Below are 12,622 nucleotides of genomic sequence, written 5' to 3' on the forward strand. Positions count from 1 at the left end.
GGCCCGTAGAGGGTTACCGCTCGCTCAGAGCAGGTCGCTGACGTCGTCCGGCACGTCGACGGCGTATTTGCGCAGGATGTCCATCGAGATCACTTCGAGGGCGTTCTCGTGCGTAGCGGCCAGCACCACCGGCGCGGCCACTCCGTCCTCGTGCGCGTGCAGCCACCGCACGGCCACCACGCACCACCGGTCGCCTGGCTGTAGACCGGGAAAATTGTTCTCCGGACGCGGCGTACTCAGATCGTTTCCGATGGACGCCTGATGCTCCAGGAATTCTGCCGTGACGACGGTGCACACGGTATGGCTGCCCAGATCCTCCGGCCCGGTACTGCAGCAGCCGTCCCGGTAGAAGCCGGTGAGAGGATCGGCGCCGCACTCTTCCAGCGGCCCCCCAAGCACGTTTCGATCGGTCACGTCGCCGATCCTATTGTCCCTTCGCGAGAAGTTCCGCAGGACAAGAAATCTCGGGGGCTGTGTCGGTGGCTGCCGGAGTTCGGGCACGGCCCGGGACCTGCGGTGTTCGCCGAGATCACGCCGTCGGGCCGGGGGCGCGACTCGCGCGGCGGGGGCGGCTCGGGGCCCGGCACGTGACGGTCGGTCTGCAAGGATGGTCCGCGTGAGTCCCGAAGTCTGGATCCTGATCGCCGCGGTCGCCGCACTGCTGCTCGTCGTGCTCGTCGCCGGATTCGTCCGGTACAAGCGCGGCCGCGTGTCGCTGACACCGCCCACGCAGGACAAGGAGGTGACCGACCGGTCCGGTGGTTACACCGCGTCCGGCGGATTCAACTTCAGCCGGAGCGGTACGGCGACCGAACCACAACCGGTCGAGCGCACCGACACCGAAGGACAGCCGCACGTCGGCGACGATGCCGCGATCCCGCGCGACGCGCCCAAACGCGGCATCACCAACGTTCCACTGCCGGATGCCGACGTCGCCGAGGCGCCGCCCGCGGCCGGTGCCGCCGAGACCGCCGCCGCGGCCGAACCCGAGACGGACGCTGCGACGGCGCCCCCGACCGCCGACGAGGCGGCAGCGCCGGAGAGCCCGGACACCGCCCCGGTCGCGGCGGACGAGACCGGAGTCGTGGACGCGACCGCCGAGCCGGTCACCGATGCCGCGGCCCCGGACGCCGGAGCCGCCACCGAACTCGTCGCCCCCGACACGCCCGCGGGCGTCGAGGCTCCCGCCGCGCTGGAGGAGATCGAGCCCACCGCCGGACGCCTGGTCCGGCTGCGCGGACGGCTGTCGCGCTCGCAGAACGCGGTCGGCAAGAGCCTGCTCGGCCTGCTCGGCGGCGGCGACCTGGACGACGACTCGTGGGAAGAGGTCGAGGACACTCTCGTGCTGGCCGACCTCGGCACCGCGAGCACCACGGCCGTCGTCTCCCGGCTGCGCGCGGAGATGGCGGCGCGCAGTGTGCGCACCACCGACGAGGCGCGTGCGGTACTGCGCGACGTGCTGATCGAGCAGTTGCGACCGGAGCTGGACCGCTCGGTGCGCGCGCTGCCGCACCCGGATCACCCGTCGATCCTGCTGGTGGTCGGCGTGAACGGCACCGGCAAGACCACCACCACCGGCAAGCTCGCGCGCGTACTCGTCGCCGACGGCCGCCGGGTGCTGCTCGGCGCGGCCGACACCTTCCGTGCCGCGGCCGCCGACCAGTTGCAGACCTGGGGTGAGCGGGTCGGCGCCGACACCATCCGCGGCCGCGAGGGCGCCGACCCGGCGGCGGTCGCGTTCGACGCGGTGGCGGCGGGCGTCGAGCGCGGCGTCGATGTGGTGCTGATCGACACCGCGGGGCGGCTGCACACCAAGACGGGTCTGATGGACGAACTGGGCAAGGTCAAGCGGGTCGTGGAGAAGAAAGCCGCCGTCGACGAGGTCCTCCTCGTGCTGGACGCGACCGTCGGGCAGAACGGACTGACCCAGGCCCGGGTGTTCGCCGAAGTGGTCGACATCACCGGAGTCGTGTTGACCAAGCTGGACGGGACGGCCAAGGGCGGCATCGTCTTCCAGGTCCAGCACGAACTGGGCGTGCCGGTGAAGCTGGTCGGGCTCGGCGAGGGCGCCGACGATCTGGCGCCGTTCGAGCCTGCTGCGTTCGTGGACGCGCTGCTGGGCTGAGCCTCCCGCTCCGAAAGAGGCTGCGGCCCGTGATGTTCCCGGTCACCGGTGTGCCGTGGGCCGCGAGTCGCCGGCCGCCGCGAATGCGAGGCCGGTCACACCCCGGATGTTTGCCGACTCCTCCTCCGTCCTAACGAATGTCCGATTCCCGGCGGCGGGCCTCACGCTCCCGGGAAACGCCCCGTGTACGTGACGAAACGTGGTGGCAACACAGCTGCGCCATCCGTTCACGTAGGTGAAACACGTCAGCTCTACGGATGAAACACCGAGTGAGGACCCTTCTGTTCAGGTCCATTTGCCGGAATCGGCGGGGCCCGAGATGAGGAGGACATTGAGGTGGCATTTCCACTTACCGGTGCACCGGATACCGGTGACACCGCCTGGCTGCTGGCGAGCTCGGCGCTGGTGTTGCTGATGACGCCTGGCCTTGCTTTCTTCTACGGCGGCATGGTCCGGTCGAAGAACGTGCTCAACATGATCATGATGAGCATCAGCGCCATGGGTCTGGTCGGCGTGTTGTGGTCGCTGTACGGATACTCGACGGCTTTCGGCGACAACAAATTCGGCGTGATCGGTGACCCGACGCAGTTCTTCGGCCTGAAGGGCTTGATCGGTGGCAACTCCGTCGCCGAGGTCAAGGACGCGGCAGGCGCGGTCACCACCGAAGCGGTGAACATCCCGCTCGCGGGCACGATTCCGGCGACCGTCTTCGTCGCCTTCCAGCTGATGTTCGCCATCATCACGCTCGCCCTCATCTCGGGCGCGGTCGCCGACCGCATGAAGTTCGGTGCGTGGCTGCTGTTCGCGGGCATCTGGTCCACGGTGGTCTACTTCCCGGTCGCGCATTGGGTGTTCGACTTCGACGTGAAGGACGCCGACGGCAACGTCGTGCACGAGGGCGGCTGGATCGCCAACAAACTGCTCGCGGTCGACTTCGCGGGTGGCACGGCGGTGCACATCAACGCCGGTGCGGCCGGCCTGGCCCTGGTGCTGGTGCTCGGCAAGCGCAAGGGCTGGCCGACAACCCCGTTCCGTCCGCACAACCTGCCGTTCGTCATGCTGGGCGCCGGTCTGCTGTGGTTCGGCTGGTTCGGCTTCAACGCGGGTTCCGCGGTGACCTCCGGCGGCCTCGCCGGTTCGACTTTCATCATCACGACCATCGCGACCTGTGCCGCCATGCTGGCCTGGCTGCTGGTGGAGAAGATCCGCGACGGCAAGCCCACCTCGCTCGGCGCGGCCTCGGGCATCGTGGCCGGTCTGGTCGCCATCACCCCGTCGTGTTCCTCGGTGAACGTGCTCGGCGCGCTGGCCATCGGCGCGGTCGCGGGCGCCCTGTGCGCCCTCGCGGTCGGCCTGAAGTTCAAGTTCGGCTTCGACGACTCGCTCGACGTGGTCGGCGTGCACCTCGTCGGCGGCATCGTCGGCACCCTGATGGTCGGTTTCGTCGCGGCGCCCGAGGCGGGTGCGGCCAAGACCGGTCTGTTCTACGGCGGTGGCATCGATCAACTGTGGCGGCAGGCGGTGGGCGCCGGTGTGGTACTTGCCTTCTCCTTCGTCGCGACGCTGATCATTGCCTATATCGTGAAGTTCACCATTGGGCTGCGCGTGAGCGAGGAAGCAGAGTCGGTGGGCTTGGACGAGTCCGAGCACGCGGAAACCGCCTACGACTTCGCCGCTCTGGGTAGCACGGCACGTTCGGCCGTCAAGGAGGCATGACGACATGAAACTGATCACCGCAATCGTCAAACCGTTCACGCTCGAGGACGTCAAGTCCGGGCTCGAGCAGGCGGGTGTGCTGGGCATGACCGTCAGCGAGGTCCAAGGGTACGGCCGGCAGAAGGGCCACACCGAGGTCTACCGCGGCGCGGAGTACTCCGTCGACTTCGTGCCGAAGGTCCGCGTGGAGGTCGTCGTGGACGACGCGTCCGTCGACAAGGTGGTGGAGGTCATCGTGGAGGCCTCCCGCACCGGCAAGATCGGCGACGGCAAGGTCTGGGTCACCCCCGTGGAGTCCATCATCCGGGTGCGGACCGGCGAACGCGGCACCGACGCGCTGTAGCGGGATATCGATCGAGCGGCGGCCCCGCTCCCGCCGGAGTCCCCGGTCGGGGCGGGGCCGCGCGCATGAACTGGGCGGTGGGTTGTGGGTAGTCAGTACGAGCACGACGGTGGACCGAAGGTCACCGGAGGCAACGGCAAGGTGTCCAACGCGGCGGCCGACCTGGTCCGCGCGCGAACCCAACTGCTCGACGGCGGCCAGCCGCGCAATCCCCGGCTGGACGCCGAGTCGCTGCGCCAGGCCTTGGTCGACCTCTACGAATTGTGGCTCACCAGCAAGGGCGCCGAACTGGGCATCGTCGCCGACAGCGGCTTGGCCGTGGTAGCCGTCGGAGGTCTCGGCCGTGGCGAGATGCTGCCGTACTCGGATCTGGATCTGGTGCTGCTGCACGACGACGTCGACCCCGCCCGGGTGGCCGAGGTCGCCGATCAGCTCTGGTATCCGCTGTGGGACGCGCACATCAAACTCGACCACAGTGTGCGGACCGTCCCGCAGGCGTTGCGGGTGGCCGCCGAGGACCTCATCGCCGCGCTGGGCATGCTCGAGGCCAGGCACATCGTCGGCGACCAGGACTTGAGCAATCTGCTGATCGGCGGGGTGCGCCGGGAGTGGCGCACCGGAATCCGCTCCCGCTTCGACGAGCTCATCGCCCAGGCGCAGGCCCGATGGGAGCGCAACGGCGAGATCGCCCACCGCGCCGAGCCCGATCTGAAGAACGGGCGCGGCGGCCTGCGCGACATCCAGCTGCTCGACGCGCTGGCCATCGCCCAGCTGACCGACGCCATGCCCGGCCTGGGGCCGGACGTGCCCGGCGGCGGATTGAAACAGGCGCATCGGCGCCTGCTCGACGTGCGCACCGAGCTGCACCGGGTGGCGGGCCGGGCCAGGGACCAACTGCGGGCGCAGGACGCCGACGAGATCGGCGCGGCCCTGCGTATCGGCGATCGGTTCGATCTGGCTCGCACACTGAGCGATTCGGCCCGGACGGTCAGTTACTCCGTGGACGTCGGGCTGCGCACCGCGGCCAACGCGCTCCCGCGCCGGGGCTTGGCGCGTCTGCGCCGGATGCCGGTGCGCAGGCCGCTGGACGAAGGAGTGGTCGAACACGCGGGCGAAGTCGTGCTGGCCCGGGATGCCCGCCCCCAGCGCGATCCCGGGCTCATCCTGCGCGTGGCGGCGGCGTCCGCGCAGACCGGCCTGCCGATGTCGGCGACCACCCTCAACCGGCTCTCCGAGGACGCCCCCGAGTTACGCGAGCCGTGGCCCAAGGACGCCCTCAACGACTTGCTGGTCCTGTTGGGCGCGGGCCGCGGCACCATCGACGCGGTCGAAGCGCTGGACCGGACGGGTTTGTGGGGCAGGCTGCTGCCGGAATGGGGCGCCGTGCGCGACCTGCCGCCACGCGATGTCCAGCACGTCTGGACCGTCGACCGCCATCTCATGGAGACGGTGGCATACGCGGGCGGCCTGAGCACCCGGGTGGCCCGCCCGGACCTGCTCGCACTCGGCGCGCTGCTGCACGACATCGGCAAGGGCCGGGCGGGCGATCACAGCCTCGTCGGCGCGGAACTCGCCACGCACATCGGCCGTCGTCTCGGTTTGTGGCCCTCGGACGTGCGGACGCTCAGCGCGATCGTCCGCCACCACCTGCTGCTGCCGGAAACCGCCACCCGGCGCGACCTGTCCGACCCCGAGACGGTGCGCTCCGTCGTCGACACCCTCGGCGGCGATCCGCAGCTGCTGGAACTCCTGCACACCCTGGCCGAGGCGGATTCACTGGCCACCGGCCCCGGTGTGTGGGGCGACTGGAAGGCCTCGCTGATCGGTGAGCTGGTCCGGCGCTGCCGGCTGGTCATGGCGGGCGACCAGCTGCCGACTCCGGAGCCGATCGCACCGGAACTGGTCGATCAGGCCCGAGCGGGTGGGGTACACGTGGACCTGAAGCCCGGTGAGAGCAAACACACCTACACGGTGACCGTCATCGCGCCGGACAGCTCAGGGCTGCTCTCCGCCGCCGCCGGTGTGCTCGCGCTGCATTCGCTGCGGGTGCTGTCGGCTGCGTTAGGGGTCGAAGGCGCGTCGGCGGTGGACACGTTCGTCGTCGCGCCCAAGTTCGGCGATCCGCCGGATCCGGGCTTGTTGCGCCAGGAACTGATCCGAGCCACGGCCGGCGATCTGGACGTGCCCGCGGCGCTGGCCAAACGTGAGCGGGAGGCGAGCACGATCGGCCGCAGCCGGTACGCGCGGGCTCGGCCCCGCGTGATCTGGTCGGACACCTCGACGCCCGGCCAAGTGATCCTGGAGTTGCGCGCCGAGGACCGGATCGGCCTGCTCAGCCTCCTGGCCGCCGAGCTGGCCGGTTGCGGAGCCGAGGTCCGGTGGGCGAAGGTGGTCACGATGGGGTCGGCGGTGGTCGACAGCTTCTGCTTGGATCTGGGATCCGAGGACGGCCCCGCTCGCCGGGAAGCGATCGAGAAAGCGCTTCTCGCGGTAGTTCCCAGGATTGCGCCGAAGCCACCGGAAGAGAGTGCTCCCGCCTCGGAAATTAACCGCTAGCTGCGAAATATCCGGTGATCAATCTGTTGCAGGATATTTGCTGCAACCGAACTCCCGCTCGGTTGGCGGACCATACGATCTAGGTCGTCCGGCTATCGCGAGCACGAGGGGAGCAGGTCGGTGGCAATTGAAGTCGTTTCGGCATCCACGATGACGAGTGACGAGACCACGCATATGGCGCGCTGCGTCGGCGGCGACCGCTGGGTGGTCTCCTGGCTTCCGGGTCGTACGTTGACCGGGCGACAGGCGGTGACCGCGATGACGATCGCGAGCAGGGTCGCCACCTCGCCCATCCCGAGCACGGCGGAGTGGGCGGTGCTCGACGATCTCGCCCTGGAACTGGGCTTGACCGCCAACGAGGCGGTCTTCATGGTGGCCGAGGAGAACCACGACTACCGCAAAACGGCCAAGCCACGCCGCCGCGTGCTCGACTAGCGGGCCCCGCTCGGCCCGGAAGGACGCACCGCCTGCGCGAACACGCGGGTGATCCCATTACCCTGGGAGAGAATGTGACGTCCCCCGAGATCAGGAGCGCGATCGGTGTTCGAATCCCTGTCCGACCGGCTTACCGGTGCCCTCAAGGATCTGCGCGGTAAGGGGCGTCTGTCACCGGCCGACATCGACGCCACCTGCCGCGAGATCCGCCTCGCCCTGCTGGAGGCCGACGTCGCGCTTCCCGTCGTCCGTGGCTTCATCGGACGGATCAAGGAGCGCGCCAAGGGTGCGGAGGTCAGCGCGGCGCTGAACCCGGCCCAGCAGGTCGTGAAGATCGTCAACGAGGAACTCGTCGGCATCCTCGGCGGCGAGACCAGGCGATTGAACCTGGCCAAGAACCCGCCGACGGTGGTCATGCTGGCCGGTCTGCAGGGTTCGGGTAAGACCACGCTCGCGGGCAAGCTGGCGAAATTGCTGAAGGGGCAGGGCCATCAGCCGTTGCTGGTGGCGTGTGACCTGCAGCGTCCCGGCGCCGTCACCCAGCTGCAAGTGGTCGGCGAGCGCGCGGGCGTGCCCGTCTTCGCGCCGCACCCCGGCACATCCGTCGGCGGGGGGGATAACCCGCTTGGCATCTCGGCCGCCGATCCGGTGAACGTGGCGCGCGGCGGTGTCGAGGAGGCGCGGCAGAAGCAGTACGACGTCGTCATCGTCGATACCGCGGGCCGTCTCGGCATCGATGAGGAGCTCATGCGCCAGGCGGCGGGCATCCGCGACGCCGTGCAACCGGACGAGACCTTGTTCGTGCTCGACGCGATGATCGGCCAGGACGCGGTCAACACCGCTGAGGCGTTCCGTGACGGCGTCGGCTTCACCGGCGTGGTGCTCACCAAGCTCGACGGCGACGCCCGCGGTGGTGCGGCGCTGAGCGTCCGCGAGGTCACCGGTGTGCCGATCCTGTACGCCTCGACCGGTGAGAAGCTCGAGGATTTCGACGTCTTCCACCCGGACCGCATGGCCAGCCGCATCCTCGGCATGGGCGACGTGCTCACCCTGATCGAGCAGGCCGAGCAAGTCTACGACGCCAAGCAGGCGGAAGAGGCCGCGCGCAAGATCGGCAGCGGAGAGTTGACGCTCGAGGACTTCCTCGATCAGATGCTGGCCATCCGCAAGATGGGCCCGATCGGCAACCTGCTCGGCATGCTGCCGGGTGCGGGCCAGATGAAGGACGTGCTCGCGCAGGTCGACGACAAGCAGCTCGATCGCGTGCAGGCGATCATCCGCGGCATGACCCCGGCCGAACGGGCGAATCCGAAGATCATCAACGCCTCCCGCCGCCTGCGCATCGCCAACGGTTCCGGCGTCCAGGTCTCCGACGTCAATCAGCTCGTCGACCGTTTCTTCGAGGCCAAGAAGATGATGGCGATGATGGGCCGCCAGATGGGGCTGCCCGGCAGCCGCCGCGGCAACGCGAAGAAGGGCAAGAAGGGCAAGAAGGGTGGCCGCGGCCCGACGCCGCCGAAGGTGCGCGGCGGCTTCCCGGGGATGGGCGGCATGCCCGGCATGCCCGCCGGAATGCCCGACCTGTCGAACATGCCTGCCGGTCTGGACGAGTTGCCGCCCGGGCTGGAAGGCTTCGATCTCAGCAAGCTGAAATTCCCGAAGAAGTAGGCAACTCTCCCGCCCAGGCCGTTCGCGCGGCGCTCGTCATGCCGCGCGCGGTCGCAAGCGGCAGAGCCCTCGGTTCGGATGGGCGTCGCCGCCCCACGGTCGCCTCGCGCTGGATGACTGTTCCGGAAAGCCCCCAGTAGGTTAGGGGCAGCCGGCGATATCCAGGAGGTTGCTTGTGCATTTGCGAGGTGTGGTTCTCCCCGAGGACGAGGTGCGCGATCTCTGGGTGCGGGACGGCCTGGTGTCTTTCGAACCCGTGCCGGGAGCCGAAACGCTGTGCGGCAAGGGATGGATCGTGCCGGGATTGGTCGACGCGCACTGCCACGTCGGAATCCGGTACGGCGGCGGGCACGAGGACCGCGCCGGCGCCGTCGCGCAAGCCGAGACCGAGCGCGACGCCGGGGCGCTGCTACTGCGCGACGCGGGCTCGCCGATCGACACCCGTTTCATCGACGACCACGACGAACTGCCGCGGATCATCCGCGCGGGCCGCCACATCGCCCGCCCGAAGCGCTACATCCGCGAACTGGGCATCGAGCTCGACGACGAACGCGACCTGCCGGAGATCGTCGCCGAGCAGGCCCGCCTCGGCGACGGCTGGGTCAAGATCGTCGGCGACTGGATCGATCGCTCGGTGGGCGACCTGCGCCCACTGTGGAGCGACACGATCCTGAAGGAGGCCATCGACGCCGCGCACGCCAACGGCGCGCGGGTCACCGCCCACGTCTTCGGAGAGGACGCGCTACCCGGTTTGATCAACGCCGGTATCGACTGCCTGGAGCACGGTACCGGCCTCACCGACGAAACCATCGAGATGATGGTCGAGCACGGCACCGCTCTGGTGCCCACCCTGGTGAACATCGACACCTTTCCCGACATCGCCGACAGCGCGGGCAAATTCCCCGTCTACGCCTCGCACATGCGCGATCTGCACCGGCGGGTGCGCGGCACCGTCGCCGCCGCGCACGAGGCGGGCGTGCCGATCTTCGCGGGCACCGACGCGGGCGGCTCGATCCGGCACGGGCGCGTCGCCGACGAGATCGCCGCACTCGGCGCCGCGGGCCTGTCCCGGCACGACGCGCTCGGCGCTGCCTCCTGGAATGCCCGCGAATGGCTCGGGCGGCCCGGCATCGAACCCGGCGCACCCGCGGATTTCGTCGTCTATCAGGAGGATCCGCGCAGCCATCCGGAAACGCTCGGCATGCCGTACGCCGTCGTCCTGCGCGGGCGAGTGTACGGCGAACACGGTCCGGTCACCGGCCATCGATAACTCGTCATCGTGGCTCACCCGCGCGTTCGCCGACGCGGCGTAAGGTCGGATTCCGTGACGATTCGCCTCGGATACCAGATGCCCAACTTCAGCTACGGCAAGTCGGTGCGCGAGCTCTTCCCCACGGTTGTCGCGCAGGCCCGAGAAGCCGAAGCCGCCGGTTTCGACACGGCCTTCGTGATGGACCACTTCTATCAACTGCCCGGCATCGGCACGCCCGACGAGCCGATGCTCGAGGCGTACACCGCGCTCGCCGGTCTGGCCACGGCAACGGAGCGAATCCAGTTGTCGGCGTTGGTCACCGGCAACACCTACCGAAACCCGGCCATGCTCGCCAAGACCGTCACGACGCTGGACGTGGTCAGCGGCGGCCGCGCGGTGCTCGGCATCGGCGCGGGCTGGTTCGAGCTCGAGCATCGCTCCTTCGGCTACGAATTCGGGACGTTCACCGACCGCTTCGAGCGGCTCGACGAGGCCCTGCAGATCATCCAGCCGATGCTGCGCGGGGAACGCCCCACCTTCCAGGGCAAGTGGTACCAGGCCGAGCACGCCATGAACGAGCCGCGCGTGCGCGACGACCTGCCGATCCTGCTCGGCGGCAGCGGTGAGAAGAAGACCTTCGGCCTTGCCGCTCGCTTCGCCGACCACCTCAACATCATCTGCAACGCCTCCGAGTTGCCGCGCAAGATCGAGGCGCTGCGGGCGCGCTGCGCCGAAGCGGGCCGGGACCCGCAGACCCTGGAGACCAGTTATCTGTGCTTCGTCATGATGGACGAGGACGGTGACCTGGTACGCAAGCAGCAGCGAGATTATCTGAGCCGCATGGGTATCGACTTGTCGACAATGTCGGACTCCGAGCGCGCGCAGAGTCCGGCCGACCGCCAGTTCGTCGGCACACCGGACGAGGTTGCCGAACAGCTGCGGACCCGTGTTCTCGACCAAGGCGTCGACGGCCTGATCATCAATATGGTGTTGAACGGGCACGAGGCGGGCGCGGTCGAACTCGCCGGGCGCACTTTCGCTCCACTGGTGCGCTGACGAGCGCGAACCGGGTCCGAATGCTGTTGGCGCTGGATACAATCGGCCGATGATTGCTCCTCCGTGGCGAGCGTCGTACGGTGTCGACGCGCCGTCGGTGCTGTTGTTGCTGGGAGTTCTCGCGGTCGGGTACTTCGCCGCCGCCCTGGTGGTGGCGCTGTTCCAGCAGCTGCGCCCGAGCCTGCTGCTCCTGCTCATCGGCGTCGTGCTGGCGGCGCAGTTCGGGTTGTTCCTGCACGCGACCCGTCGCGGCAAGTTCCAGGTCTGGGCGGGTCTGCTCGACGACCTCGACCTGCGTGGCGACGAACGACTACTCGACATGGGGTGCGGCCGCGGGGCGGTGCTGCTGGCCGCCGCGCGCCGCCTGCCCGCCGGGCGTGCGGTGGGGCTGGATCTGTGGTGCTCGGCCGACCACTGCGGGAACATCCCGGCAACCGCCGAGCAGAACGCGCTCGCCGAGAACGTCGCCGATCGGATCGAGCTGCGCACCGGCGACATGACCCGCATGCCCTTCCCGGACGGTGCGTTCGACGTCGTCGTCTCCAGCTTGGCGATTCACACCATCAGGACCGCCGAGGGCCGGGCCACGGCGGTCCGGGAGGCGTGCCGTGTGCTGCGCCCCGGCGGCAAGCTGGTCATCGTCGATATCGGCAAGACCCGGGACTACCGCGCCGTCGTGGCGGCGCACGGCGCGACCGCCCTCGCCCTGCGCCCCGTGGGGTGGCAGATGTGGTGGGGCGGCCCCTGGGTGCCCACCCGCGCGCTCACCGCCACCGCCGCTAGCCGCGCCGAGGGCACGCGATTTCTGGCGTGATCGTCCGGTCTGGCAGAATGGACCACCGTCCTTCCGGACAAGTGGCAGCCCGTCTCCGGTTCCGTACCGCGCGGCGGTCACACACTCGAAAGCGCAAAACCGGGCTCGCAGACCATGCGGGTCGCCGAATTGCGCCGTGACCAATCAACGAAAGGCAGATCAGCAGTGGCTGTTCGCATCAAGCTCACCCGTCTGGGCAAGATCCGCAACCCGCAGTACCGCGTCGTCGTCGCCGACGCCCGCACCCGCCGCGACGGCCGGGCCATCGAGTCCATCGGCAAGTACCACCCGAAGGAAGAGCCCTCGCTGATCCAGATCGACTCCGAGCGCGTGCAGTACTGGCTGGGCGTCGGCGCGCAGCCGACCGAGCCGGTCCTCCAGCTGCTGAAGATCACCGGCGACTGGCAGAAGTTCAAGGGCATCGAGGGCGCCGAGGGCACCCTGAAGGTCAAGCCGGCCAAGCCGTCCAAGCTGGACCTGTTCAACGCCGCGCTGGCCGCTGCCGACAACGAGCCGGTCGCCGAGGCGGTCACGCCCAAGAAGAAGGGCAAGAAGGACGCCGAAGAGGGCGCCGAGTCCGCCGAGGCCGCCGAGTAATGAACCGGCGTTACCCGTCCACTCGACACCCGTCTCGTGCCGTTCGCAGACCGGCCCGGA

General features: G+C 69.1%; 11 protein-coding genes. 10 read left to right on the forward strand and 1 reads right to left on the reverse strand.

Translation table 11 applies throughout. From position 1 onward, the window contains the following. Positions 1 to 24 precede the first annotated feature (24 nt). Positions 25 to 414 carry a DUF2237 family protein gene (locus tag ACFU5M_RS09450; protein WP_014987060.1) on the reverse strand — a complete coding sequence of 130 codons (390 nt, stop codon included), beginning with the start codon at positions 412 to 414 and terminating at the stop codon, positions 25 to 27. Positions 415 to 607: 193 nt separating this feature from the next. Here ACFU5M_RS09450 and ftsY point away from each other — a divergent pair, with 193 nt between their 5' ends. From ftsY to rpsP, 10 genes are all read left to right on the forward strand, one after another. Next, the gene (ftsY, locus tag ACFU5M_RS09455) at positions 608 to 2,125 is read left to right on the forward strand and encodes a signal recognition particle-docking protein FtsY (protein ID WP_379046442.1); all 1,518 of its coding nucleotides are present in this window, start codon (positions 608 to 610) and stop codon (positions 2,123 to 2,125) included. Positions 2,126 to 2,461: 336 nt separating this feature from the next. After that, positions 2,462 to 3,841: an ammonium transporter gene (locus ACFU5M_RS09460; protein WP_379046445.1), complete on the forward strand. Its 1,380-nt coding sequence runs from the start codon at positions 2,462 to 2,464 to the stop codon at positions 3,839 to 3,841. Between the two features lie 4 nt (positions 3,842 to 3,845). Further along, positions 3,846 to 4,184 (forward strand): P-II family nitrogen regulator, encoded by a 339-nt coding sequence (locus ACFU5M_RS09465; RefSeq protein WP_040868325.1) that lies wholly within the window; start codon positions 3,846 to 3,848, stop codon positions 4,182 to 4,184. 84 nt (positions 4,185 to 4,268) lie between these two features. Then, positions 4,269 to 6,740, forward strand: a complete 2,472-nt coding sequence (locus ACFU5M_RS09470; protein WP_379046449.1) for a [protein-PII] uridylyltransferase — start codon at positions 4,269 to 4,271, stop codon at positions 6,738 to 6,740. 120 nt (positions 6,741 to 6,860) lie between these two features. Beyond that, positions 6,861 to 7,175: a hypothetical protein gene (locus ACFU5M_RS09475; protein WP_040868323.1), complete on the forward strand. Its 315-nt coding sequence runs from the start codon at positions 6,861 to 6,863 to the stop codon at positions 7,173 to 7,175. A 105-nt stretch (positions 7,176 to 7,280) separates the two neighbouring features. Then, complete coding sequence (ffh, locus tag ACFU5M_RS09480) at positions 7,281 to 8,843, forward strand: signal recognition particle protein (protein WP_379046452.1); 1,563 nt, start codon at positions 7,281 to 7,283, stop codon at positions 8,841 to 8,843. Between the two features lie 175 nt (positions 8,844 to 9,018). Continuing rightward, on the forward strand, positions 9,019 to 10,113 hold the full coding sequence (locus tag ACFU5M_RS09485; RefSeq protein WP_379046455.1) for an amidohydrolase family protein: 1,095 nt from the start codon (positions 9,019 to 9,021) through the stop codon (positions 10,111 to 10,113). A 54-nt stretch (positions 10,114 to 10,167) separates the two neighbouring features. Beyond that, positions 10,168 to 11,151 (forward strand): LLM class F420-dependent oxidoreductase, encoded by a 984-nt coding sequence (locus ACFU5M_RS09490; RefSeq protein ID WP_379046458.1) that lies wholly within the window; start codon positions 10,168 to 10,170, stop codon positions 11,149 to 11,151. Positions 11,152 to 11,200: 49 nt separating this feature from the next. Beyond that, the gene (locus ACFU5M_RS09495) at positions 11,201 to 11,965 is read left to right on the forward strand and encodes a class I SAM-dependent methyltransferase (RefSeq protein ID WP_379046461.1); all 765 of its coding nucleotides are present in this window, start codon (positions 11,201 to 11,203) and stop codon (positions 11,963 to 11,965) included. Positions 11,966 to 12,130: 165 nt separating this feature from the next. Further along, a complete protein-coding gene (rpsP, locus tag ACFU5M_RS09500) occupies positions 12,131 to 12,562 on the forward strand; it encodes a 30S ribosomal protein S16 (RefSeq protein ID WP_379046464.1) in 432 nt (143 codons plus the stop codon). Positions 12,563 to 12,622: the final 60 nt, after the last annotated feature.

This window comes from Nocardia sp. NPDC057455, from assembly GCF_042802775.1.
Taxonomy (GTDB): Bacteria; Actinomycetota; Actinomycetes; order Mycobacteriales; family Mycobacteriaceae; genus Nocardia.